Source organism: Celeribacter marinus (assembly GCF_965656515.1).
In the GTDB taxonomy this organism is placed as follows: domain Bacteria; phylum Pseudomonadota; class Alphaproteobacteria; order Rhodobacterales; family Rhodobacteraceae; genus Celeribacter; species Celeribacter marinus_D.
This window is the reverse complement of the sequence record NZ_CBFHKW010000007.1, coordinates 14,126-37,383: the sequence shown is the minus strand read 5'-3', so window position 1 is coordinate 37,383 and position 23,258 is coordinate 14,126. Positions and strand designations below refer to the sequence as shown.

The following is a 23,258-nucleotide window of genomic DNA, read 5'->3' as shown; positions in this document are numbered from 1 at the left end:
CTAGCGGTTTTTTTGGCGCGAATCTACCACAGATTGCGCGCCAAGCGAGACGCCGCGCATGATCGCGTCATGCGCGGTTATAATAGGGCTTCGACCGCCTGCGCAAAATCGTCGCCACGCCGTTCGAAATTGGGGTATTGATCAAATGACGCCGCCGCAGGGGCCAACAAAACCGTATCACCCGCCTCGGCATCCGCCGCCGCTCGCGCTACTGCCACATCCATCGTTTCGCAAATCTCGTAGGGCGTGTCGCCGAGTTGCAGCGCAAAATCGCGCGCCGAAAAACCGATGAGATAGGCCTTTGCCACCGCGCCCAGATGCGGGGCCAGATCAGCGATACCGCCGTCCTTGCCCATGCCGCCCGCGATCCAACGAATTCGCGCAAACGCCTGAAGCGCCTTTGCGGCCGCATCAACATTTGTGGCCTTGCTGTCGTTGACGAACTTCACACCGTCCTTTTCGCCAATCAACTGCGACCGGTGCGGAAGTCCCTTAAAGGACACGAGCGCCAATTCAATCGTCTTTGGCGCAATGTTGATCGAGCGACACGCGGCGTAGGCTGCACAGGCGTTTTGGTGATTGTGTGCGCCGGGCAATCCGTCGATGGCGCGCAGATCAATCGATGTGGTTTGACGCCCCTTGCGCCACTCCGACAAGAACCCTTTGCGCGCAAAGACGGACCATCCCGTGGTGAGTTTGCGTTCGGCTGAAATGCGGATCAAACGCGCATCGCCCAATCCCTCAACGAGTTGATTGGCCAAATACTGCCCCTCAACCTCGTCCACTCCAACCACGGCACGATCTGGCCCGCCCTCGGCAAACAAACGCCGCTTGGCCGCGAAATATCCGCCCATGCCGCCATGACGGTCCAAATGATCAGGCGACAGGTTGGTGAACACCGCCACATCAGGGGTCAACGCGCGGGCCAGATCCGTCTGATAGGACGACAGCTCCAACACGATCACCTCGCCCTCAATCGGCGCGTCGATGTCCAACACGCCGCGCCCGATGTTGCCCGCCAATTGGCTTGGCGTGCCGTTTTCGGTGAGGATATGGTGGATCAACGCCGATGTCGTCGATTTACCGTTCGATCCCGTCACGGCAATCACGCGCGGTGGCGTGTCGTGCTCCATCCAGTCACCCTGACCGAGCGAGCGAAAAAACAGACCGATGTCGTTGTCGACCGGCACGCCCGCGTCCCACGCAAGGGCAATCACTTTGTTTGGTTCTGGATACAGATGCGGGATGCCGGGACTGACGACAAGACAGGCCACACCCTCAAACGCGCCTTGCTTGCTCAGGTCGTGGATCTCGAACCCTTCGGCCTGCGCCGCATCGCGCGCCTCGACGCTGTCGTCCCAACATAGCGCCTGTGCCCCGCCCTCAGTGAGCGAGCGCGCCGTGGCAAGACCTGATCGGCCAAGCCCCAAAACCGCAACCTTTTGGCCTTCGTAACCGAGAACGGGGATCATGGCAGTCTCTCCAGTGGTGATATGTGCGGCTTAAAAGTTTCGGTTTAGCGCAGTTTTAGCGTGGCCAGACCGATCAAAGCGAGAATGAGCGAGATGATCCAAAAGCGGATCACAATCGTGGGTTCTGCCCATCCCTTTTTCTCGTAGTGGTGATGGATCGGGGCCATTAGAAACACGCGTTTGCCCGTGCGTTTGAAATACAGCACTTGGATAATCACCGATAGCGCCTCAACCACGAACAAGCCGCCAACAATGCCCAAAACGATCTCGTGTTTGGTCACAACCGCAATCGCACCCAAAGCCCCGCCAAGCGCCAAGGAACCTGTATCACCCATGAACACTGCAGCCGGTGGGGCGTTATACCACAAAAAGCCCAAGCCACCGCCAATGAGTGCGGCCACGAAAATCAACAATTCGCCCGTACCGGGCACGTAATGCAGGCCAAGATATTCGGTAAAGTCGACGCGTCCGACAACATAGGCAATCACACCGAGCGTACCAGAGGCGACCATGACCGGCATAATAGCTAACCCGTCCAACCCATCCGTCAGGTTCACGGAATTAGCCGCGCCAACGATGACAAACATCGCAAACGGAATGTAGAAAATGCCGAAATCAATCAAAACATCTTTGAAAACAGGCAAGGCCAGTTGATTGGACAACTCGTCGGGATGCACATAAGCCGCCCAAACAGAGGCGATCAGCGCGATGATAAACCCCAGCAAAAGACGCATACGACCAGAGACGCCCGCCGTTGAGGCCTTTGACACTTTGGAATAATCATCCGCAAACCCGATGGCCCCATAGGCAAAGGTCACAAACAGAACGATCCAGACATACGGGTTATCAAGACGCGCCCAGAGCAAGGTCGAGGTCAGCAAAGCAGTCAAGATCAACAGCCCGCCCATGGTCGGCGTTCCGGCCTTGGCAAAGTGGCTTTCTGGGCCATCCTCGCGAATGGGTTGGCCTTTGCCTTGGCGGCGGCGCAACAAATCGATCAACGGACGCCCAAAAATAAACCCAAAGATCAAAGCCGTGAAAAACGCCCCGCCTGCGCGCATCGTGATATAGCGAAACAAGTTGAATACATCGCCACCATCCGAAAGCCCTGTTAACCAATACAGCATCTAAACATCACATCCCTTGTTCTTCGTTGGGCAGCGGATGCCCCAAGTTTCGGATCGCGTCAACAAGCAAGCTGACCTTGGAGCCTTTGGACCCTTTAACCAACACCACATCGCCCGCGTCCACCAATCCCTTGAGATCGCGCAACGCATCATTGGCGTGGCTGTAAATCTGGCCGCGTTTGTGTGGGACAAGCGCCTCATGGAGGTGGCGCATTAGCGGGCCAACGCAGTGGACAACATCAATCGCGTCAAAAAAGGACAGCTGGGCAAGATCTGCATGATCCGTTACCTCTGTGTCGCCCAATTCCAACATATCGCCCAAAAACGCCACCCGCCGTCCCTTTGAGACACGGCCAATACCGTCCGTGACCCGTGCCGCGGCGAGTACTTCGAGACTGGCAATCATCGATGTCGGGTTGGCGTTGAACGCATCATCAAGCAACACCATCGTTTGATCAATCTCGACTGGATCGAGCAAGATCACCTCACGCGCTCCGCGCCCCTCGGGCGGCGCCCAAAGCGCCAAATCGCGCGCGGCCATCGTGACATCCCCCCCAAGCGCCTGAACCACGGCCAAGCAACCGACGGCATTGGTGGCAAAATGGCGGCCCGCAGAGGACAAGCGAAACAGGTGTAGATCGCCATCAACCTGCGCCTCGCCCACGGTCACGTCATCAGCCAATCGCACAGAGGTGAGACGCGCTTCGCAGTTGGCACTTTCGCCGAACTTCAGGGTATCACCGCGCCACGCCGCCTCCAGAGTTGGGGTGACGCTCAAATCGCCGTTGATGACCGCAATACCATCCGGTTCAAGCCCCTCACAAATCGACGCTTTTTCCCGCGCTATGCCCTCAAGATCTTCGAACGCGGCCATATGTGCTGCGGCCACGGTGGTGATCATCGCCACATGTGGGCGGGCCATTTTCGACAGGGGTGCAATCTCACCCGGATGGTTCATGCCGATCTCGATGACTGCAAAATCAGTGTCCCGTGGCATCCGCGCAAGGGTCAGCGGCACACCCCAGTGGTTGTTATACGAGGCCTCAGCGGCGTGCACCTTGCCCTGTCCGCGCAAAATCGCGCGTAGCATTTCTTTGGTTGAGGTTTTGCCAACCGATCCGGTCACCCCGATCACTTTGCCGCTCACACGTGCCCGCGCGGCTGCCCCCAAACGCTCCAATGCAGGAAGCACCGCGTCAACGATGATCAGCGGCGCAGTTGGATCAACCCCGTCAGGCACATGGGTCACAAGGGCCGCACCCGCACCATTGGCCAGTGCCGTTGCAACAAAATCATGTCCATCACGCGCTGCTTGCAAGGCCACAAACAAATCACCCTCAACAATTGTGCGCGTATCAATGGAAACCCCGTTTAGGACCACGTCCTGCGTGGCGCGCCCACCTGTTGCAGCCGCAACCTCGCCACTCGTCCAAAGCGCGCTCATATTGCACCATCCAAGGCGGCAACGGCCATCGAGGCCTGTTCGACATCATCAAACGGATAGACCACATCGCCAACGATCTGACCCGTTTCGTGCCCTTTGCCACAAATCAAAAGCGCATCACCGGGTTGTAACGCATCGATACCGCGCAAAATCGCCTCGGCACGGTCCGCCACCTCCATCGCCTCACCTGCCCCTAGCATGACTTCGGCGCGGATCGCAGCCGGATCTTCGGAGCGTGGATTGTCGTCGGTGACGATCACTAAATCGGCGTGCTCTCGCGCGGCTTGTCCCATCAACGGGCGTTTGGTTTTATCACGATCTCCCCCCGCGCCCACGATTGCAATCACGCGCCCCATCACATGTGGGCGCAGCGCCTTGATTGCGGTGGCGACCGCATCAGGCGTATGGGCGTAGTCGACAAACACGGTCGCGCCGTTGTCGCGGGTGGCTGCGTGCTCCATTCGACCACGCACGCCCTCAAGCTCCATCAGGCACGAAAACACCTCGTCGGGGTCCGCGCCGCTTGTCATGCATAGACCCGCCGCAGCAATCACATTATCAGCCTGAAACCCGCCAATCAGATCAAGACGCACCTGAGTGATATTCCCGACAAAATCGAGACGCACATCTTGGCCCGTCGCATCAAACCGCTGACCGACCACGCGCAAATCGGCGGCGTCAGAACGCCCAACGCGCATCACATCAATGCCGCGCTCTGCACATAACGCCTCTAACTCCATACCCTTGGGGTCATCGATATTGATCACGGCCACGCCCTCATCGGGCAGAACGCGCGTGAACAATCCCGCCTTAGCCGCAAAATACGCCTCGAACGTTTCATGGTAGTCAAGGTGGTCTTGCGTGAAATTGGTAAAAGCCGCCGAGGTCAGACGCACACCGTCCAAGCGCCGCTGCGCAAGGCCGTGGCTAGACGCCTCCATCGCGCCATGTGTGACACCCGCATGTGCGGCTTGTGACAACAAACGGTGCAACGTGATCGGCTCGGGCGTGGTATGCGGGCTTGGCGCTTGCCAATCACCCTCAACGCCCGTTGTCCCGATATTGATCGCGCGCGCGCCCAAGAGCTGCCATATCTGTCGTGTGAAATTGGCCACCGACGTTTTGCCGTTTGTCCCCGTCACCGCCACCATCGTGTCGGGTTGACGCCCGTAATATAGGGCAGCAGCGTAGGACAACGCCTGACGTGGATCTTCGACAACCACCAAGGCGGGATCATGCGCCTCAATCGCGGATGCGGCAATTTTAACCCCCTCAGGGTCCGTCAAAATCACCCGCGCCCCCATACGCAACGCATATTCAACAAACTCGCCGCCATGGATGCGCGCACCAGGCAAGGCCGCGAACAAATGACCATCAAGCGTATCACGACTATCAACCGAAAGACCGGTGATATGGGTATCCCTGCCCCCCTGCGCGGTTAACCCTAACTCGGAAAGAGATTTCACCATTGCCGCGCCTGCCTTTTTGAATATCGCTGTGTTCTAACGTGTTGCGGTTAGTGTTACCCCACCTTGCGCGGCAGTTTCAATCTCTGGTCGCAGCCCCAACAGCGGAGAGGTGCGACGAATGATTTCGGCAGCAACAGGCACAGCCGTCCAACCCGCAGTGCGGCGCGGAATTGGCCCCGTGGTTTCCACGGCTTCGTCCAGCGCAACAATCAACACATATTTTGGATCATCAACGGGATAGACAGACGCAAAGGTGGTGATCGTTTTATCCTTGTAATAGCCGCGCCCGTTTTCGAGCGGCTTGTCGGCGGTGCCGGTCTTGCCGCCAACGCGGTAGCCGGGTACTTCGGCAAAGTTTGCGGTTCCCTCAGGCTCGAACACCACGGCGCGCAACATCTCGCGCGATGCCTTAGACACCTCCTCGCGCACAACACGCGGGCCTTTTGGGACAAATCCCTGCGCCTTGAGCAACGTAGGCGTGACATGGGTGCCGCCGTTCAAAAGCGACGAGTACGCAGCAGCCAGATGCAGCGGCGAGGCCGATAGGCCATGACCGAACGAAATGGTCAGCGTCGACAATTCGGACCAATTTGGCGGCAAAAGTGGCTTTGCCCCTGCGGCTTCACTCAATTCCACGGGGGTTGGGTCAAAAAAGCCGAGCGATTTAAGGAACTCTTGCTGTCTCGTCACGCCAATTTGTTGCGCCACATGCGCCGTGGCGACGTTGGACGATTTCACAATCATATCACGCAAGGACAGTGTCGGCCCGTAGTTGTGTCCCTCGAACTCGCCGATGCGGTGTTTGCCCCACCGAAACGGCGGCGTGGCGGGAATCGGTGTCGACGGGTTGGCAATGCCAAGCTCCATCGCTTGAGCGGCGGCAAAAATCTTGAACGTCGAACCAAGCTCATAGACGCCCTGAACCGCGCGGTTGAACCGTGGGTTATCAGCGGGATTGTTGCCGGTGAAATATTCAGGGCGTGAATTTGGATCGAAATCAGGCAACGACACGAGCGAGATAATTTCGCCCGTATGCGCGTCCATCATGACGGCAGCGGCCCCCTTGGCATCAAGCATCCGCATGCCACCATAAAGCACTTCGCGGACGGTGGATTGCACCGTGAGATCAAGCGAGAGTTGCAAAGGCGCATCGCCATTGGCAGGATCGCGCAAATAGTCATCCCGAAAGCGCTCGATCCCAGACTGGCCCACGATTTCGGCGCTCATCACACCCTCACGGCCAAACTTTGTCCCGCCCAGAATATGCGCGGCAAGTTTGCCGTTTGGATAAAGGCGCTCTTCGCGCGGGCCAAACAACAGACCCGGTTCGCCGATGTCGTGGACAGCTTGTTGTTGCTCTGGTGCGATCTTCTTTTTGATCCACAAGAACTTGCGTGTTCCCGTGAAATCCTTGATCAATCGCTCTTCGTCCAGATCGGGAAAAATGCGCGCCAATTGACGCGCCGCGTTCACCGGATCAATCATCTGATGGGGCTGCGCGTAGAGCGAATGCGTGGTGCGGTTGGTCGCCAGAATACGGCCATTGCGGTCTACAATGTCGGCGCGTTGCGCAAGGATCGGCGTGCCAGATGTGACCGCACGTGGCTCTTCTGGAACTGTGGCGGCGACTTGCCCCATGCGAAGGCCAACCACCATGAACCCTGACACAAACCCAAGGCCCAACAGCAACAAACGCCCCTCAGCCCGAAGACGGGATTTGTCGCGTAAACCCTCGTGGCGCAGACGCAGGTTCTCACGCTCGATTGTGTCGGGGTTTTCGCCCTTTTGGCGCGCTTTCAAGATACGTGCGAGAGGGCGAAGTGGTGTACGAATGGTCATTGCTCCACGTCCTCAATCCGGCCCACAACGTCAAATATGCCCTCAATCTGGCCCAAAACATCATTGTCTTGAGGAAAGCTTACTTGGTCAACACGGCCAAATTGTTCAGGTAAGAACGGCAAGAGGCCAAGGCTGTCAAAATTGATTGCCGCCAGATCGCGAAGTCGCTCGGGACGGTTCAGATAGGCCCATTCCGCTTTGAGCACCGCTAATTCTTCGCGTTTATGACCGATTTGACGCTGAAGACTCGAGACATCGCGCAACACCTCTTGGGTGCGGTAGTTCTCATTGTAAGCCCAGAACGCAAGACCCATGACAGCCAGTGCAGATACGGTGATGTAAAACGACCGCATTATACCAGTCCTCGCATCATGAGGGGCTTTGGCAGACCCAGATCCGCACGATCGGAGGCCACGGCGGGCGCATCAGTCCGGCGCGCCACGCGCAACCGTGCCGAGCGCGCACGCGGATTCACGACCAACTCGTCTTCGTCTGGTCCGATGGCTTTTGAAAGCTTCTCAAATCCAGGCGTTTTCAGGTCTTGGACGGGCGCATAACGCGATCCGCCACCGCCTGTTGATGCGCGCTGTTGCAAGAACCGCTTCACAACGCGGTCCTCTAACGAATGAAAGGTCACAACGGCCAACTGACCACCGGGCGCGAGCGCGCGCTCTGCGGCCTCAAGACCCGCGATCAACTCGCCAAACTCGTCATTGATGTGGATACGGATGGCCTGAAACGTACGCGTTGCAGGGTGGCTTTGACCCGGCTTTTTACGTGGCAGCAACCGCTCAATCAGGCTGGCAAGCTGCAATGTTGTCTCGAACGGAGCTTTTTTCTCGCGGTCCATCACGATAGCGGCGGCAATTTTGCGCGACTGGCGCTCTTCGCCGTAATGAAACAGCACATCCGCGATCTCGTCTACGGACGCCTCATTGACGAACTGGGCCGCCGTTGGCCCCTCTTGGCTCATGCGCATATCAAGGGGGCCGTCCTTCATGAACGAAAACCCGCGATCGGCAAGATCGATCTGCATCGACGACACACCCAGATCAAGGACGACACCGTCCAAATCGGACGCGTATTCGTCCAACCGCGAAAACGTCCCAAGTGTAAGCGAAATCTTATCGCCAAAATCCTTGACCCATTTTGCGGCCAATTCGTGCGCTAATGGATCACGGTCCACGCCCATGACATGATCGGCCCCCGCAGCCAACAAGCCCTTGGTGTAGCCACCCGCGCCAAACGTGCCATCAAGCCAGCGGCCGGAGATAGGCGCGCACTCACGCAAAAGCGGTGCCAATAAAACCGGAATGTGCGGCGCGTCAGGAGAGGTGGCAGCCTCAGACATGATCTAGGCTCCTAATTCATCAAGTAGAGATAGGGGGTCGAAATCATCGCCCTGCTCGGCCAACCAACCATCCGTAATTTTGGCATCTTCAACCTCGAAGGTCTCAGGCTTCCAAATCTCGAATGTCTCACCCATGCCCGCGAAATACGCGGTGCCGTCGAGACCGATTTTATCACGAAGGGGTTGCGGCAAAACCAAACGACCATCCGCATCGACCTCAGTAGGACGCGCACGGTTCAAAATCATACGCTGCATGATTTTACGTTTTTCAGACCCACGTGGCAGTGCTGCAATATCTGCCGCGAGAGCTTTGTAGCCATCATAGGTATGAACGATAAGCTGTTTTTGCGCGTCATGTCCGTAGACGATTACCATGCGCGGGCGGCCCGTTTCACCTGACAGAGGATCACCCTCTTCGAGTTCACGACGAAAATCGGCAGGGATCGACACGCGTCCCTTGCCGTCCACCTTAAAGGTGTGTTCGCCTATGAACATGCCAGCCAAATCGTGGCTCCTATTCTTGTCACGCGAGCCATCTGGCTCTACTCATCGGGCGGGTCCGTCGACCCGAAAATCTTGTGAGCCCCTGAAACGGGAAACGGCGGACCGAGCTGCTGCCACTGCTCTATCCGCCGCCCTCGTCCCGTTTCCGGGGATGTCCGACTGCGCGCGCCACCTGGGGGGATGTCTGCTCGCTCGCGCGCCGGATCTCTGTGTTCTGGTGAGATGGATGCCTGTATGAAGCCTGACTTTTTATTTTGTTTTGTTTGCGGTCTTGTATGCGCCGCTCATTCCCGTCTCACCGGATGACACAAATATGCCATGGGAATTCATGGTAATCAACGGGTAAATTGTGCACAGGACACCACATATGGGGTTTGACGGGAGGAGCGCACCAGTAATAGCACCTCGAATTCACATTATATTTACCACAAATTGACGTGAAGACAGAAGTATCAACTATATGTTGTGCAGAAAATCCTCGCCCCCACGCAACTCCAAAAAGTCGAAAAAACTTTCAAAACGCAGGCTCACCCACAAGTTTCCACCGAGTTATCCACAGGAAAGTGATTCGAAACGAGATAAAGCACGCCGAACCCTGCCTTTAAAAGCCGCTTATCACCCATAAAATCCCATGTGTGCCATGAAATCCCATGCACACCATGAATTCCCATGCGCCAATGCCCACCAAAAGTTTTGGACATGCCACATCGCAGACGAAAAAGCCGCGCGAGGCAGATCCCCCGCGCGGCGTCTTGTTACAAATGCAAGGTCACACCCCGAAAGCGCGGCCTTTAGGCGATGCCACCCGCAATCAATCGCTCGGCCAACTGCATATAAGGGACACCAAGGGGACTATCTGTCGCCGCAATCGGCACACCTTCGTCGCCCGCCACGCGGGTATCGAGCGCCAATGGGAGCTGAGCCAGGAACGGCACACCCATTTTCTCGGCCTCATCCTTGACGCCGCCATGCCCGAACAAATGCGCCTCATGCCCGCAACTCGGACATACATATGTCGACATATTCTCAATGAGACCCAAAACGGGAACCTTGAGCTTTTCAAACATCGAGATACCGCGCCGCGCATCGATCAAAGCCACATCTTGTGGCGTCGACACAACCAATGCGCCCGTCAATTCGGTTTTCTGGCACAGGGTGAGCTGCACATCCCCTGTGCCGGGCGGCATATCAATCAACAAGACATCCAATTCACCCCACACAACCTGACCCAGCATTTGCTGCATCGCGCCCATCAACATCGGCCCGCGCCACACGACCGCCTCACCGTCCTTGATCATCAGGCCAATCGACATCATCGTGACACCATGCGCATGCAACGGTTCGATCGTCTCGCCATCGGGTGACGCCGGACGCTTTGTCACGCCCATCATGCGCGGCTGGCTTGGGCCATATATATCGGCATCTAACAGACCCACTTTGCGACCCTGCCGCGCCAACGCGACTGCGAGGTTGGCGGAGACGGTGGATTTACCCACACCCCCCTTACCGGAGGCGACCGCGATGATACTCTTGATCCCTGACGGCTTTGACTTGCCTTGCTGTGGCGTTGGGTGACGGCCAATCTTAAGACTGGGCGGCTCGCCCGCCTGCCCACCCGCCTGTGCCGGCGCGGGGGGAGCGCTTCCGGTAGAGCTATGAGCCGTCATAATTATAGAGACGGATTCAACCCCCTCAAGCGCCTCAATATCAGCCTTTGCTTTGGCTTGCGCACCACTCCATGCGCGCGCAGCAGTCGCGTCAGGTGCCTCAATCACGAATCGCACCACGCCCGCGTCAACAGTGAGCGCTCGAATTCGCTCCCCTGAGGCGAGGCTCGTTCCATCGGGCAGCGCAATCCCGTCTAAAACCGTCATAATAGTGTCATGTAACGCGGGCATATTGGTCATCCCTTTTTCCCTATTCACTGTGCAGTTAAGCCTTTTACGGGGCCTTTTCCACTCCATAGCCCTGTATTTATTGTCCATTTGGATGAAATTACCCAAAGCGCCTTCAAATTAGGTCAGTATTGGTCATGCATTTTCTGCATAGCGGCAATGACGAGACGGTGAGTTGTGCATGCGCAGCAATTCCTCCATCTTAGGATCAACAAGACGAACAGGGCACACCACGACGGTCCAACTCGTCACCCAAGACACCGCAGGGCGCAAGGCTCGCAGCACATTAAGGTAAGAACGCAATGGCTTATGTAAACAACGTCCGCACAGCTGCACCTGGTTTCGCAGGTATCACATCTTTCTTCGCTGGTCTGTCCGAGCGCTACGCACGTTACAATGTGTACCGCGAAACGATGAACGAGCTGAGCGAATTGAGCGACCGTGATCTTGCCGATCTGGGCCTCGCACGCTCCACAATCAAGTCCGTTGCTTTTGAAGCAGCCTACGGCAACTAAGAATTTCGAAATCGGACCCTTCTCCTCCTCCCTAGGGTTCTGATCGAAGCGGCAACGTCTCTCCTCCTCCCTGACGTTGCCGCACAAACAACCGGAATTTAAGGCTCTTCCTCCTCCCTTAGAGCCTTAAAGACCAGAGCGGCGATGCTCTCCTCCTCCCTGCATCGCCGCACCTAATTCGGAGCCTGCATGCTCCAACATAGATCGGTCTCTCTCTCCTCCTCCCTGAGAGATCGTGTGCTAAAAAGCGGTGATGTCTCTCCTCCTCCCTGACATCACCGCTTTTTTATGTCTGCAAGACAGACGGCACATGCGCCGCGCGCACGCGCAACCAAGACGCCGCAGCGCCGAGATCGGAAATGATCATTTTTTAGGGATAATTTGCACGAAATTTGCGTGCCATCACATGCGGGGCACTCTGCCAGCGCACCCGAATATGGCGCGCATCATAGGTATACGCCTAGAGGGGCGCGCCCTCCGAGCTGACACACTCAAAACGGGACGTCGCCAGCCTTTTCAGCGGGCGTCACGAAGCTGGCCACGAGTTTTTTCTCACCCGAATGGTCAAAATCAATCGCAAGCTTGTCGCCCTCGATCTCCAACACCTGACCATAGCCGAACTTTTGGTGAAACACGCGGTCCCCAACCGTAAAGACCAGCGCCGCTTTCGCATCGATCGTCATATGGCCGCCCTTACCAGAGCGCACATTGGTGGCTGCCCCGCTTCGTTGGCTGCGCTGTTGCAAGCGCTTCCACCCTGGGGAATTATAGACATCTGCCTTTTCAACGCGGGTCTCAAAGGCGGCTGACATTCCTGCGCCTGAGGTCTCACTCGTAAAGCCCCCCGATTGCGCCGCGCCATATCCACCGCCGTACAGACCGGGCGGGGTGAGAATATCAACGTGATCTTGGGGAAGTTCATCGATAAAGCGCGAGGGCAGTTGGCTTTGCCATTGGCCATAAACGCGGCGATTGCCCGCAAACGAAATTGTACAAACTTCCTCCGCGCGCGTGATGCCCACATAGGCCAGACGCCGCTCCTCTTCGAGACCCTGTTGACCACTTTCGTCCATAGAGCGCTGAGAGGGGAACAACCCCTCCTCCCATCCCGGTAAAAACACCACGGGAAACTCGAGCCCCTTGGCGCCGTGCAGCGTCATGATCGTGACCATTTCGCCGTGCTCTTCGCTGCTGTTGTCCATAATCAGGGACACGTGCTCGAGGAACCCGCCGAGATTATCAAAGGCGTCCAGAGCCTTGACGAGTTCCTTGAGGTTTTCAAGACGGCCCGGAGAATCTGGGTTCTTGTCGTTTTGCCACATCGTGGTGTAGCCGCTCTCGTCGAGAATGATTTCGGCTAAGACAACGTCATTATCAGATCTCAAATACTCTACATAAGATTGCAGTATTTTGATTTGTGATTTGAGTTGCTCTGCCAATAGAAGCAACTCAGCACAATCTTCATTAACATTCATCCCTTTACTTGTCATAAGAGCCAGCTCAGCCTCTACGACTCCTAACTTGGAAGCGAGTTCCGAAATCTCAGCGTCATAGTCGGAAATGACATCGTCATTCCCCCGATTTGAATACAGGTATCTCCACAGGTCCAATTGGGCAATCAACTGTGCAACACCAGACTTGGCTTTGCCCTTGAGCAAGCCGTCTTGCACCGCAATCCGCGCGCCCTCTTTGAGCGACACGCCGTTGGTGCGCGCGGTGACCTGAATATCGGTCATCGCCTTGTCACCCACGCCCCGCTTGGGCACGTTGATTATGCGCTCAAACGCCAGATCATCTTCGGGCGAGATAACTACGCGAAAATAGGCCATAGCGTCACGGATTTCCAAGCGCTCGTAGAACCGTGGCCCGCCAATGACGCGGTAAGGCAATCCAATGGTCAAAAACCGGTCCTCAAACGCCCGCATCTGATGTGAGGCCCGCACAAGAATCGCCTGATCATCGAGAGAGAATTTACGCAACCGCGCCCGCGTGCCACTGTGCATCGCTTCTATCTCTTCGCCGACCCAACGCGCCTCCTCTTCGCCATCCCAATGACCGATCAAGCGCACCTTTTCACCGTCTTGCTCAGCCGTCCAAAGGTCTTTGCCCAAACGACCCGAGTTGGCGGCAATCACGCTCGACGCCGCGGCGAGGATATGGGGGGTCGAGCGATAGTTTTGCTCTAGGCGTACAACCGTAGCCCCCGGAAAATCCTTTTCAAACCGCAAGATATTGCCAACTTCGGCCCCGCGCCATCCGTAGATCGACTGATCATCATCGCCGACACAACAGATATTGCGATGCCCCTGCGCCAACAATCGTAGCCACATGTACTGCGCCACGTTCGTGTCCTGATACTCGTCTACGAGAATGTATTTGTACCACCGCTGATACTGCTCCAACAGGTCGGGATGATTTTGAAAAATCGTGACCATATGCAGCAACAAATCGCCAAAATCGCAAGCGTTCAACTCTTTGAGGCGGTGCTGGTACTGCGCATAAAGCGCCTTACCCCGATCATCGAACGCCGCCTCATCCGCCGCGCCTAATTTGGCGGGCGTTAGCGCCTTGTTCTTCCACCCGTCGATCAATCCCGCAAGCTGACGCGCAGGCCATCGTTTGTCGTCCATCCCTGCGGCACGGATCAACTGTTTGAGCAGACGGATTTGATCGTCAGTGTCCAAAATGGTGAAATTGCTTTTTAGGCCGACCAATTCGGCGTGGCGGCGCAACTGTTTAACGCAGATCGCGTGAAACGTACCGAGCCAACGCACCCCGTCAACAGATTGCCCCATGAGCGCACCCACGCGGTCCTTCATCTCGCGGGCCGCTTTATTGGTAAAGGTCACGGCGAGGATTTCATTGGGCCGCGCACGCCCCGTGTTGAGCAGATGCGCAATGCGGCAGGTCAGCGCTTTGGTTTTGCCCGTGCCCGCCCCTGCAAGCATCAAGACGGGACCATCCATCGCCTCGACGGCCTCGCGCTGTGCGGGGTTCAATCCCTCAAGATACGGCGTTGGCCGCGCCCCCATCGCCATTTGGCTCAAAGAGGGTCGGTTCGCGGGTGGGGCTGCGGCCTCAAAGGCATCATCTTCACTGAAACTGCTCATGGGCGCGAGACTACAACCATGCGGCGCTAAGGAAAAGCATGTTCTGCAATTGTTCGCATGAAAAACACCACGCGTTATCGGCGTTTAGGGCCCATCCGACTGCAAAACCGCGTTCAGCCCATCAACATAGCGCCGAACAAGGCGTGCAAACATTTCGATGTCATCCTCAGGTACGTTATACTTTTGACGTCACAGGAGGGCACGCACTTTGAGTGGCCGGATCCGCATGCCACTTGCCCTATGGCGCTTTTCGGCGCGGTCAATGCCGCCCTTCTCTTTCTGGAGAACGCGCAGCAACTCCGATTTTACCCCCTTCCCCGCCCAAATCAACGGTATGGAGGTCGAAGGGCTTAGCTCCATCGCGGAGCTTGGCCTAACGAGCCTGCCGCGATGTCCGCTGAGACCCAAACCTTGGTCGCGCAACGCGTGCCCTCGGCACTGCGGCGTCGGTTATGCAAGCGCAGCAATTCTCGCCACCTTTAGTCTTTTGTTTGTATTCCCATTGGATGAAATTCCTCTTGAACTGCGCGATACGCCGCGCAAACCCGACCCCGCATAGACATTATGCAATCCAGATGACCCTTTGAAGGGGCGGTTTTCATGGCCGCCCTTTTCATTTGTTAGCGTTAACAGTATTCATTGGGCCCATAGATGAGTTTTGGGGATTTACTGCAGCGCAGAAAACCCTAGGCTGCCGTAAAGTTAACACCCTACTCACGATGGAGACTGTCCCTATGCCCGACTTCAAAAAGGTCCTGATCGCCAACCGCGGCGAGATCGCTATTCGAATTATGCGCGCGGCCAACGAGCTAGGGAAACGAACAGTGGCGATCTACGCCGAAGAGGATAAACTATCCTTGCACCGCTTTAAGGCCGACGAAGCCTATAAAATCGGTGAAGGCATGGGGCCAGTCGCGGCGTATTTGTCTATTGAGGACATCATCCGCGTGGCCAAGGCGTGCGGCGCCGATGCGATCCACCCGGGCTACGGTCTCTTGTCGGAAAACCCCGACTTTGTAGACGCCTGTACGGATGCGGGCATCACCTTTATCGGACCGAAAGCCAAAACCATGCGCGAGCTTGGTGATAAGGCCTCTGCACGCAAAGTGGCGATAGAGGCGGGCGTGCCTGTTATTCCCGCCACCGAAGTGCTTGGAGATGATTTCGACGCCATCAGAAAAGAGGCCGAAGAGGTCGGGTTCCCGTTGATGCTCAAAGCCTCGTGGGGCGGCGGCGGACGCGGTATGCGTCCGGTGTTCAACGCCGAAGAGTTGGAAGAAAAGGTCAAGGAAGGCCGCCGCGAAGCCGAAGCCGCATTTGGCAATGGCGAGGGCTATCTCGAAAAAATGATCGTGCGGGCGCGTCACGTCGAGGTTCAAATCCTCGGTGACAGCCATGGCAACATTTATCACCTCTACGAGCGCGATTGCTCCGTGCAGCGCCGCAATCAAAAAGTGGTCGAACGCGCCCCCGCCCCCTACCTGTCCGAAACCCAACGCGAAGAGATTTGCGCCCTTGGCAAACGCATCTGTGAGCACGTCAACTACGAGTGCGCGGGGACGGTCGAGTTCTTGATGGATATGGATGACGGCAAGTTCTACTTCATCGAAGTGAACCCGCGCGTCCAAGTCGAACACACTATCACCGAGGAAGTCACGGGTATCGACATCGTGCGCGCCCAGATCCTGATTGCTGAGGGCAAATCGCTCACCGCCGCCACGGGAGTTGCTTCGCAGTATGACGTGAAACTCGACGGCCACGCGATCCAATGCCGCGTGACAACCGAAGACCCCACCAACAACTTTATTCCCGACTACGGCCGCATCACCACCTACCGCTCGGCTACGGGCATGGGCATCCGCCTTGACGGCGGCACCGCCTATTCGGGCGCGGTGATCACGCGCTTTTACGACAGCTTACTGACCAAGGTGACCGCATGGGCGCGCACGCCGGAGGCCGCGATTGCGCGTATGGACCGTGCGCTGCGCGAGTTTCGTATTCGCGGCGTGTCGACCAACATCGCGTTTGTAGAAAACCTGCTTAAACATCCGACCTTCCTCAACAATGAATACACCACCAAATTCATCGACGAGACGCCCGCGCTGTTTGACTTCAAACCGCGCCGCGACCGTGCGACCAAAATCCTGACCTATCTCGCGGACATCTCTGTGAACGGTCACCCCGAAACCCAAGGCCGCGCCAAGCCGCCTGCAGATGCACGCAAACCCGTCGCCCCCGCACCGCGCAACGAAGCGCCAACCGAGGGCACGCGTCAGTTGCTCGAGACCAAAGGACCGCAGGCTGTGGCCGACTGGATGCTCGCGCAGAAACAACTGCTCGTCACCGACACGACCATGCGCGACGGGCACCAGTCGCTTTTGGCCACGCGGATGCGCTCGATCGATATGATCAATGCCGCCCCTGCCTATGCCGCAAACCTCTCGCCGCTGTTCTCGGTCGAGTGCTGGGGGGGCGCGACATTCGATGTGGCCTACCGCTTCTTGCAGGAATGTCCGTGGCAGCGCCTGCGCGACATTCGCGAAAAGATGCCCAACATCATGACACAGATGTTGCTGCGCGCGTCAAACGGCGTCGGATATACCAACTACCCAGACAACGTGGTGCAATCGTTTGTGAAACAAGCCTCCGAGACGGGCGTCGATGTCTTTCGTGTGTTCGACAGCCTCAACTGGGTCGAGAACATGCGCGTGGCGATGGATGCCGTGATCGACAGCGGCAAGGTCTGTGAGGGGACAATTTGCTACACGGGCGACCTGCTTGACCCGACCCGTCCAAAATACGACCTGAAATACTACGTTCAAATGGGTCAGGACCTGAAAGCCGCAGGGGCGCATGTCCTTGGCCTCAAAGACATGGCGGGGCTTTTGAAACCGACACAAGCCGCCATGCTGGTCAAGGCGCTCAAGGAAGAGGTCGGACTGCCGATCCACTTCCACACGCACGACACTTCGGGCGTGGCAGGGGCTACGATCCTTGCCGCTGCCGAGGCAGGTGTGGATGCCGTGGACGCAGCAATGGATGCCTTCTCGGGCGGGACATCTCAGCCGTGCCTTGGCTCCATCGTCGAGGCCATGCGCTTTACCGACCGCAACACAGGGCTGGATATTTCCGCGATCCGCGAGATGTCCAACTACTGGGAAGCGGTGCGCGGCCAATACGCCGCCTTCGAGGCAGGCATCCCCGCCCCAGCCTCAGAGGTCTATCTGCACGAAATGCCCGGCGGTCAGTTCACCAACCTCAAAGCACAGGCCCGCTCGCTCGGACTTGAGGAGCGTTGGCACGAAGTGGCGCAGGCCTATGCCGACGCCAACCAGGTGTTCGGCGACATCGTCAAAGTGACGCCAAGTTCCAAAGTGGTCGGCGACATGGCATTGATGATGGTCAGTCAAGGATTGACCCGCAAAGACGTCGAAGACCCCAAGACCGAAGTGTCCTTCCCCGATAGCGTCATGGACATGATGCGCGGAAATCTTGGACAGCCCCCCGGTGGCTTCCCCGACAGCATCGTCAAAAAGGTGCTCAAGGGCGAAAAACCCAACACCGAGCGCCCCGGCAAGCACCTCGCGCCTGTAGACCTTGAGGCGACCCGCGCCGAGCTTTGTACCAAATTCGAGTGCGACGAGATCGATAACGAGGACCTCAACGGCTACCTGATGTACCCGAAAGTCTACACCGACTACCGCGCGCGCCACGAAACCTACGGCCCTGTGCGTACCTTGCCGACACAGAACTTCTTTTACGGCATGATCCCCGGCGAGGAGATCTCGGTCTCCATCGACGAGGGCGTGACGCTCGAAATCCGCTGTCAGGCGATGTCGGAGGCCAATGAAGAGGGCGAGGTCAAAGTGTTCTTTGAACTCAACGGCCAACCGCGCACCGTGCGCGTGGCGGACCGATCCGTGGCCGCTACAAAAGTCGCTCGCCCCAAAGCCACGATTGGAAATGCCGCCCATATCGGCGCCCCGATGCCCGGCGTTGTGGCGACGGTCGCCGTGGCCGCGGGCCAAGAGGTGAAACAGGGCGATGTGCTTTTGACGATCGAGGCGATGAAGATGGAGACCTCGATCACGGCCGACGCAGATGGCACCATCAAAGCGGTGCATGTGACACCCGGCGCACAGATCGACGCGAAAGACCTGTTGGTCGAATTAGAATAGCGGCCACAGGGATTGGATTTGGAGAGGGCGTCGCACCATGCGGCGCCCTTTTCGTTGGGGCGACAGTGGTGCACCAAAAACTAAACCATCCCGTTCACTTTGCTGTGGACACAGGCCGCCGTTCCCGCGAAGGTCTGCGCACACACGCACGCAAGGAAAGACCCATGTTTCACATCACCGCCATCTACGCGGGCCTTGTTGGCCTGTTTTACACCTATGTCTCCCTCAACGTATCGCTCGGACGCAACAAGCTCAAAGTCTCGGTCGGGGATGGCGGCAGCGACGAGATGTCCAAGCGTATTCGAGCGCACGGCAATTTCGCCGAATATGCCCCCATCACGCTCATCTTGATCGCCATGACCGAAGCGCAAGGCGCACCCGCCAGCGTCATCCACGGCGCGGGCCTTGTGCTATTGGCGACGCGGGCCGCGAACTTCATCGGCATGACGACCTCCACGGGGTATCGGTTGCGCTACTACGGGGCGATCCTGACCTATCTTTTGCTTTTGATTTTGTCCGTGGCCGTGCTCGGGCATGCTGTGTTCTAAGGGCAAAATGAAAAAATCGGCACTTGTCCCATTTTTCCCCTTGCGGCCAAGCGCGTGACGTCCTAAATCCCCCTCACCCAAGGAAGCGGGCGTAGCTCAGGGGTAGAGCATAACCTTGCCAAGGTTAGGGTCGGGCGTTCGAATCGCCTCGCCCGCTCCAATTTTCCTCCAGTCTTAGGATTGGTTGACATGCGAAACCTAAGCATGTCGTTCAAAGGAAACGTTCTAGACACCGACGTAACAGGTGACACGCCGAGCGGGCGTAGCTCAGGGGTAGAGCATAACCTTGCCAAGGTTAGGGTCGGGCGTTCGAATCGCCTCGCCCGCTCCATTTTCTCCAAGAACCGATAGAAACGCGACACATCTCCGGATCGTGTTTGCGTTTATCTGCTCGATGTATTGTGCTCTGGCGGCAGACCTCGACAAACGGGCTTACGCAGCGCCAAGCGAGATGCGCGCATCCTCATCGACGCAGCTTTCCGCAAACATCACCAAATCGTCGACGGGGGAGCCGCGCCCAATCACGACCTTGAGGCGCGACAAACGCGAAAACAGTTCTTGTTGAAACGCAGGGACGAAGTTGGAGACAAGCATTGCGGCACAGTTCGGCTGATGAAACTCGGCCAAAAGCGCCACACCCAATCCACTGCCTTCGCCAACAAGGATGTCAAAGATCAACAGATCAAAGCATTCGTTGCGCAACATCTGCATTGCATCTTCGGGGATATAGCAGACGGAAACCGAATGCCCCCGTGCGCCGAGCGCGCGGGCCCACTGTCCGGATGCTTCACTCTCACTGTTCAAAATCAAAACACGCATGACGCCCCTTTTGGGTATAAAATCCTGCATAAGATCACACAGGGTCGACTTTAGTTTCTTAAACTTTTGTGAATTAAGTATTAACGCCGATTAAGCACCCTCGCCTAAATGCTAAAACGAACCCATATCCGCCGTATGGCACAGGACAGACGTGTCGCTCAGCCCGATCACGGACGTGCCCCGCGCGCCACAGGGCTGCGCCAACCCGACCAGCAGCGACTTGGCAAACATGCAAAGACACGCGTATAACCGCCCCAAACCAAAGAGGATTAGCCGCATGCGCACCGCATCCATCACCCGTACCACTGCGGAAACGGAGATCACCGTTGATATCAATCTCGACGGCACAGGCATTTACGACAACCAGACGGGCGTGGGGTTCTTCGACCACATGCTCGATCAGTTGTCGCGCCACTCCTTGATCGACATGACCGTGCGTGCCAAAGGCGACTATCACATCGACGACCATCACACGGTAGAGGATACCGGTATCGCACTGGGTCAGGCGCTTGTCGCGGCACTTGGCGATAAGAAAGGCATTTGCCGTTACGGTCACTTTTCTTTGGCGATGGACGACACACAGGTCTCATCCGCGCTCGATTTGTCCGCGCGCCCGTTTTTGGTATGGAATGTCGATTTTCCATCGGCCAAAATCGGAACATTCGACACGGAATTGGTCCGCGAATTCTTTCAAGCGCTATCGACCCATGGCGGCATCACACTGCATATCGACCGCGTGCATGGCCTCAACAGCCACCACATCGCTGAAGCGGCATTCAAATCGGTTGCCCGCGCGTTGCGTATGGCGGTCGAGACAGATCCACGCATGGCGCACGCCCTGCCCTCGACCAAGGGCAAGCTATAGCCTCTGATGCGGCCACAGATCCCAAACGAGGCGCACCTGCGGGATGCGCCCCACACCACTTGCCAATAGAAAGCGCCCCCCATGCTTACGGCCCTTGTAGATTACGACAGCGGAAACCTGCACTCGGCGCATAAGGCGTTCGAGCGCATGGCGAATGAGCGTGGTGCGGGTACAATTGTTGTGACGTCCGAGGCCGATGTTGTGGCCAAGGCAGACCGCATTGTTCTGCCTGGTGATGGCGCGTTTCCCGCATGTAAAACGCATCTGTTTGACCGCTCAGGCCTGTTTGAAGCCATCGAAGAAGCTGTGACGGTCAAGGCCCGCCCCTTTATGGGGATTTGTATCGGCATGCAGATGATGGCAACTCGCGGCCATGAATACACCCAGACCGCAGGATTCGACTGGATTGGCGGCGATGTGGTGAAAATCGCGCCATCAGACGCAACGCTCAAAGTTCCGCACATGGGTTGGAACGACCTGATGATCGATCATCCGCATGCTGTTTTAGACGGTGTGGAGACAGGCGATCACGCCTATTTCGTGCATTCCTACCATTTCAAAGTGACCAACGACACCGAGCGACTGGCGCATGTTGATTACGCGGGCGATATAACCGCGATCGTCGGGCGTGATACTATGATCGGATTTCAATTTCATCCCGAGAAAAGCCAGCGGGCAGGATTGCGCATCATCTCCAACTTCCTCGGTTGGGCACCGTAGTATTTGGATATTTAGGCCAAGAAAAAGGGGCCACAAGGCCCCCTTTTGTTTTGCATTTTGTTGCGCGCTTTATTGAACACGCGCCCATGTTTGCGACGAACATAGCATGCCGCCGGCCACACAGCCCTTGAGCTTGATCCTGTCGCCGGACAGATCCAGCTTGCCGATGTATATTTTGTCATTGGACGGACGCCACACTTTGCCCTCGAACTTGCCGTCGCCTATGGGAGCCATATCGCGGACAATCTGTTTCCCTTTATTAGGCGATGAATATTCGCCGTTGGAATCAAACGTGCGCGAAATTGTCCCGCAAAAGTTCGACCCACACGGCGCGATTGTGACATAGGCATAGGCGCCATCGTCAACTTGCGTTTGCCACGTGCCCTCGACCGCGTCAGCCGCAACTGTCGGCGCCGCAAGTCCAAGTGCCATAACGGCGGATGCTAGTAGTATTTTCATCGAGAGTTCTCCCTTTAATCCCTGTGCCTATCCTGTGAGCGCATCGGGTGGCGTGGCAACAATAACGTTGGGGCACATCTAAACGCCAAAAGATGAGCACACGATTAATATGCGCGCCAAAGACGCACCCTGTCTTTGCAATTGGCTACCAATCATGGCAAAGGATGCACATCTCTATCGACAAGGAAACCACCCGATGATCCTCTACCCTGCAATCGACCTCAAAGATGGTAACGCCGTGCGGCTCTATAAGGGCGAAATGGATCAAGCAACGGTGTTCAACGACAACCCTGCCGCCCAAGCGATGGAGTTCGTCAATGCGGGGTGCGAGTGGCTGCACCTTGTCGATTTGAACGGCGCATTCGCGGGCGAGCCCGTGAACGCCGCACCCGTTGAAGAGATCTTGAAGCAGTGCAAAGTGCCCGCACAACTTGGCGGCGGCATCCGCGACATGGCCACGATTGAGCGCTGGCTCGACAAGGGATTGCAACGCGTGATCCTTGGCACCGTAGCCGTTGAAAACCCCGATCTGGTGCGCGAAGCCGCACGGGCCTTTCCCGGTCATGTGGCCGTGGGAATAGATGCGCGCAAAGGCATGGTCGCGACCAAAGGATGGGCAGAGGAAACCAACGTAACCGCCACCGATCTAGCGAAATCATTCGAGGACGCCGGCGTGGCCGCGATCATCTACACCGACATCAACCGCGACGGCGCGATGCAAGGCCCGAACATCGAAGAGACCGCCGCCCTCGCCCGCGCTGTATCCATCCCCGTGATCGCATCGGGCGGCGTGTCGTCGATTGCCGATCTGCAAGCCCTCAAATCCTGCGGCGCAGCACTCGACGGTGCCATCTCGGGCCGCGCGCTCTATGACGGTGCGATTGATCTGAGCGAGGCCCTGAAGGTCTTGAAAGGTTAGGTCCAATCGGCCTATCGTTCGACC

At 57.1% G+C, this 23,258-nt stretch carries 18 protein-coding genes and 2 tRNA genes; 8 read left to right on the top strand and 12 right to left on the bottom strand.

Annotated elements, in window-relative coordinates; translation table 11 throughout:
- Positions 1-77 precede the first annotated feature (77 nt).
- From murD to ACTG34_RS02975, 9 genes are all read right to left on the bottom strand, one after another.
- Positions 78-1,472 (bottom strand): UDP-N-acetylmuramoyl-L-alanine--D-glutamate ligase, encoded by a 1,395-nt coding sequence (gene murD / locus ACTG34_RS03015; protein WP_439103547.1) that lies wholly within the window; start codon positions 1,470-1,472, stop codon positions 78-80.
- Positions 1,473-1,516: 44 nt separating this feature from the next.
- Complete coding sequence (gene mraY, locus ACTG34_RS03010; RefSeq protein ID WP_439103546.1) at positions 1,517-2,599, bottom strand: phospho-N-acetylmuramoyl-pentapeptide-transferase; 1,083 nt, start codon at positions 2,597-2,599, stop codon at positions 1,517-1,519.
- A 7-nt stretch (positions 2,600-2,606) separates the two neighbouring features.
- Positions 2,607-4,043: a UDP-N-acetylmuramoyl-tripeptide--D-alanyl-D-alanine ligase gene (locus tag ACTG34_RS03005; RefSeq protein WP_439103545.1), complete on the bottom strand. Its 1,437-nt coding sequence runs from the start codon at positions 4,041-4,043 to the stop codon at positions 2,607-2,609.
- On the bottom strand, positions 4,040-5,512 hold the full coding sequence (locus ACTG34_RS03000; RefSeq protein WP_439103544.1) for a UDP-N-acetylmuramoyl-L-alanyl-D-glutamate--2,6-diaminopimelate ligase: 1,473 nt from the start codon (positions 5,510-5,512) through the stop codon (positions 4,040-4,042). Before ACTG34_RS03000 ends, ACTG34_RS03005 begins: the two co-directional genes overlap by 4 nt.
- 33 nt (positions 5,513-5,545) lie before the next feature.
- Complete coding sequence (locus ACTG34_RS02995) at positions 5,546-7,351, bottom strand: peptidoglycan D,D-transpeptidase FtsI family protein (RefSeq protein WP_439103543.1); 1,806 nt, start codon at positions 7,349-7,351, stop codon at positions 5,546-5,548.
- Positions 7,348-7,704, bottom strand: coding sequence for a cell division protein FtsL (gene ftsL, locus ACTG34_RS02990; protein WP_439103542.1), 357 nt, complete (start codon positions 7,702-7,704; stop codon positions 7,348-7,350). Before ftsL ends, ACTG34_RS02995 begins: the two co-directional genes overlap by 4 nt.
- Entirely contained in the window at positions 7,704-8,702 is a 999-nt protein-coding gene (gene rsmH, locus ACTG34_RS02985; RefSeq protein ID WP_439103541.1) for a 16S rRNA (cytosine(1402)-N(4))-methyltransferase RsmH, read from the bottom strand. The genes ftsL and rsmH overlap by 1 nt, the downstream gene beginning before the upstream one ends.
- 3 nt (positions 8,703-8,705) lie before the next feature.
- Positions 8,706-9,197, bottom strand: coding sequence for a division/cell wall cluster transcriptional repressor MraZ (gene mraZ, locus ACTG34_RS02980; RefSeq protein WP_236852583.1), 492 nt, complete (start codon positions 9,195-9,197; stop codon positions 8,706-8,708).
- 800 nt (positions 9,198-9,997) lie between these two features.
- Positions 9,998-11,104 (bottom strand): P-loop NTPase, encoded by a 1,107-nt coding sequence (locus ACTG34_RS02975; RefSeq protein WP_439103577.1) that lies wholly within the window; start codon positions 11,102-11,104, stop codon positions 9,998-10,000.
- Between the two features lie 299 nt (positions 11,105-11,403).
- On the opposite strand from ACTG34_RS02975, the gene ACTG34_RS02970 reads away from it, so the two are divergent.
- Positions 11,404-11,616, top strand: coding sequence for a DUF1127 domain-containing protein (locus ACTG34_RS02970; RefSeq protein ID WP_342842115.1), 213 nt, complete (start codon positions 11,404-11,406; stop codon positions 11,614-11,616).
- Between the two features lie 491 nt (positions 11,617-12,107).
- Here ACTG34_RS02970 and ACTG34_RS02965 read toward each other — a convergent pair whose 3' ends face one another.
- A complete protein-coding gene (locus ACTG34_RS02965) occupies positions 12,108-14,726 on the bottom strand; it encodes an ATP-dependent helicase (RefSeq protein ID WP_439103540.1) in 2,619 nt (872 codons plus the stop codon).
- A gap of 734 nt (positions 14,727-15,460) precedes the next feature.
- Here ACTG34_RS02965 and ACTG34_RS02960 point away from each other — a divergent pair.
- From ACTG34_RS02960 to ACTG34_RS02945, 4 genes are all read left to right on the top strand, one after another.
- Positions 15,461-18,904, top strand: a complete 3,444-nt coding sequence (locus ACTG34_RS02960; RefSeq protein WP_439103539.1) for a pyruvate carboxylase — start codon at positions 15,461-15,463, stop codon at positions 18,902-18,904.
- A 164-nt stretch (positions 18,905-19,068) separates the two neighbouring features.
- Positions 19,069-19,452 (top strand): MAPEG family protein, encoded by a 384-nt coding sequence (locus tag ACTG34_RS02955; protein ID WP_439103538.1) that lies wholly within the window; start codon positions 19,069-19,071, stop codon positions 19,450-19,452.
- Positions 19,453-19,537: 85 nt separating this feature from the next.
- A tRNA-Gly gene (locus tag ACTG34_RS02950) sits at positions 19,538-19,612 on the top strand.
- A 96-nt stretch (positions 19,613-19,708) separates the two neighbouring features.
- Positions 19,709-19,783 (top strand) — tRNA-Gly (locus ACTG34_RS02945).
- A gap of 101 nt (positions 19,784-19,884) precedes the next feature.
- On the opposite strand, the gene ACTG34_RS02940 is transcribed toward ACTG34_RS02945, so the two are convergent.
- Positions 19,885-20,271, bottom strand: a complete 387-nt coding sequence (locus ACTG34_RS02940) for a hypothetical protein (RefSeq protein ID WP_439103537.1) — start codon at positions 20,269-20,271, stop codon at positions 19,885-19,887.
- A gap of 277 nt (positions 20,272-20,548) precedes the next feature.
- Between ACTG34_RS02940 and hisB the strand changes: the two genes are divergently transcribed.
- On the top strand, positions 20,549-21,136 hold the full coding sequence (gene hisB / locus ACTG34_RS02935) for an imidazoleglycerol-phosphate dehydratase HisB (protein WP_439103536.1): 588 nt from the start codon (positions 20,549-20,551) through the stop codon (positions 21,134-21,136).
- 81 nt (positions 21,137-21,217) lie between these two features.
- Entirely contained in the window at positions 21,218-21,856 is a 639-nt protein-coding gene (hisH, locus tag ACTG34_RS02930) for an imidazole glycerol phosphate synthase subunit HisH (RefSeq protein WP_439103535.1), read from the top strand.
- Between the two features lie 69 nt (positions 21,857-21,925).
- Here hisH and ACTG34_RS02925 read toward each other — a convergent pair whose 3' ends face one another.
- Positions 21,926-22,315 carry a DUF2147 domain-containing protein gene (locus ACTG34_RS02925; protein ID WP_439103534.1) on the bottom strand — a complete coding sequence of 130 codons (390 nt, stop codon included), beginning with the start codon at positions 22,313-22,315 and terminating at the stop codon, positions 21,926-21,928.
- Positions 22,316-22,511: 196 nt separating this feature from the next.
- Here ACTG34_RS02925 and hisA point away from each other — a divergent pair, with 196 nt between their 5' ends.
- Complete coding sequence (gene hisA, locus ACTG34_RS02920; RefSeq protein ID WP_439103533.1) at positions 22,512-23,234, top strand: 1-(5-phosphoribosyl)-5-[(5-phosphoribosylamino)methylideneamino]imidazole-4-carboxamide isomerase; 723 nt, start codon at positions 22,512-22,514, stop codon at positions 23,232-23,234.
- The last annotated feature ends 24 nt before the right edge of the window (positions 23,235-23,258 follow it).

What these genes read in the sequence shown, in the direction of transcription:
- murD (WP_439103547.1), bottom strand. Translation starts at nt 1,472, where the DNA reads ATGATCCCCGTTCTCGGTTACGAAGGCCAAAAGGTTGCGGTTTTGGGG.
- mraY (WP_439103546.1), bottom strand. Translation starts at nt 2,599, where the DNA reads ATGCTGTATTGGTTAACAGGGCTTTCGGATGGTGGCGATGTATTCAAC.
- ACTG34_RS03005 (WP_439103545.1), bottom strand. Translation starts at nt 4,043, where the DNA reads ATGAGCGCGCTTTGGACGAGTGGCGAGGTTGCGGCTGCAACAGGTGGG.
- ACTG34_RS03000 (WP_439103544.1), bottom strand. Translation starts at nt 5,512, where the DNA reads ATGGTGAAATCTCTTTCCGAGTTAGGGTTAACCGCGCAGGGGGGCAGG.
- ACTG34_RS02995 (WP_439103543.1), bottom strand. Translation starts at nt 7,351, where the DNA reads ATGACCATTCGTACACCACTTCGCCCTCTCGCACGTATCTTGAAAGCG.
- ftsL (WP_439103542.1), bottom strand. Translation starts at nt 7,704, where the DNA reads ATGCGGTCGTTTTACATCACCGTATCTGCACTGGCTGTCATGGGTCTT.
- rsmH (WP_439103541.1), bottom strand. Translation starts at nt 8,702, where the DNA reads ATGTCTGAGGCTGCCACCTCTCCTGACGCGCCGCACATTCCGGTTTTA.
- mraZ (WP_236852583.1), bottom strand. Translation starts at nt 9,197, where the DNA reads ATGTTCATAGGCGAACACACCTTTAAGGTGGACGGCAAGGGACGCGTG.
- ACTG34_RS02975 (WP_439103577.1), bottom strand. Translation starts at nt 11,104, where the DNA reads ATGCCCGCGTTACATGACACTATTATGACGGTTTTAGACGGGATTGCG.
- ACTG34_RS02970 (WP_342842115.1), top strand. Translation starts at nt 11,404, where the DNA reads ATGGCTTATGTAAACAACGTCCGCACAGCTGCACCTGGTTTCGCAGGT.
- ACTG34_RS02965 (WP_439103540.1), bottom strand. Translation starts at nt 14,726, where the DNA reads ATGAGCAGTTTCAGTGAAGATGATGCCTTTGAGGCCGCAGCCCCACCC.
- ACTG34_RS02960 (WP_439103539.1), top strand. Translation starts at nt 15,461, where the DNA reads ATGCCCGACTTCAAAAAGGTCCTGATCGCCAACCGCGGCGAGATCGCT.
- ACTG34_RS02955 (WP_439103538.1), top strand. Translation starts at nt 19,069, where the DNA reads ATGTTTCACATCACCGCCATCTACGCGGGCCTTGTTGGCCTGTTTTAC.
- ACTG34_RS02940 (WP_439103537.1), bottom strand. Translation starts at nt 20,271, where the DNA reads ATGCGTGTTTTGATTTTGAACAGTGAGAGTGAAGCATCCGGACAGTGG.
- hisB (WP_439103536.1), top strand. Translation starts at nt 20,549, where the DNA reads ATGCGCACCGCATCCATCACCCGTACCACTGCGGAAACGGAGATCACC.
- hisH (WP_439103535.1), top strand. Translation starts at nt 21,218, where the DNA reads ATGCTTACGGCCCTTGTAGATTACGACAGCGGAAACCTGCACTCGGCG.
- ACTG34_RS02925 (WP_439103534.1), bottom strand. Translation starts at nt 22,315, where the DNA reads ATGAAAATACTACTAGCATCCGCCGTTATGGCACTTGGACTTGCGGCG.
- hisA (WP_439103533.1), top strand. Translation starts at nt 22,512, where the DNA reads ATGATCCTCTACCCTGCAATCGACCTCAAAGATGGTAACGCCGTGCGG.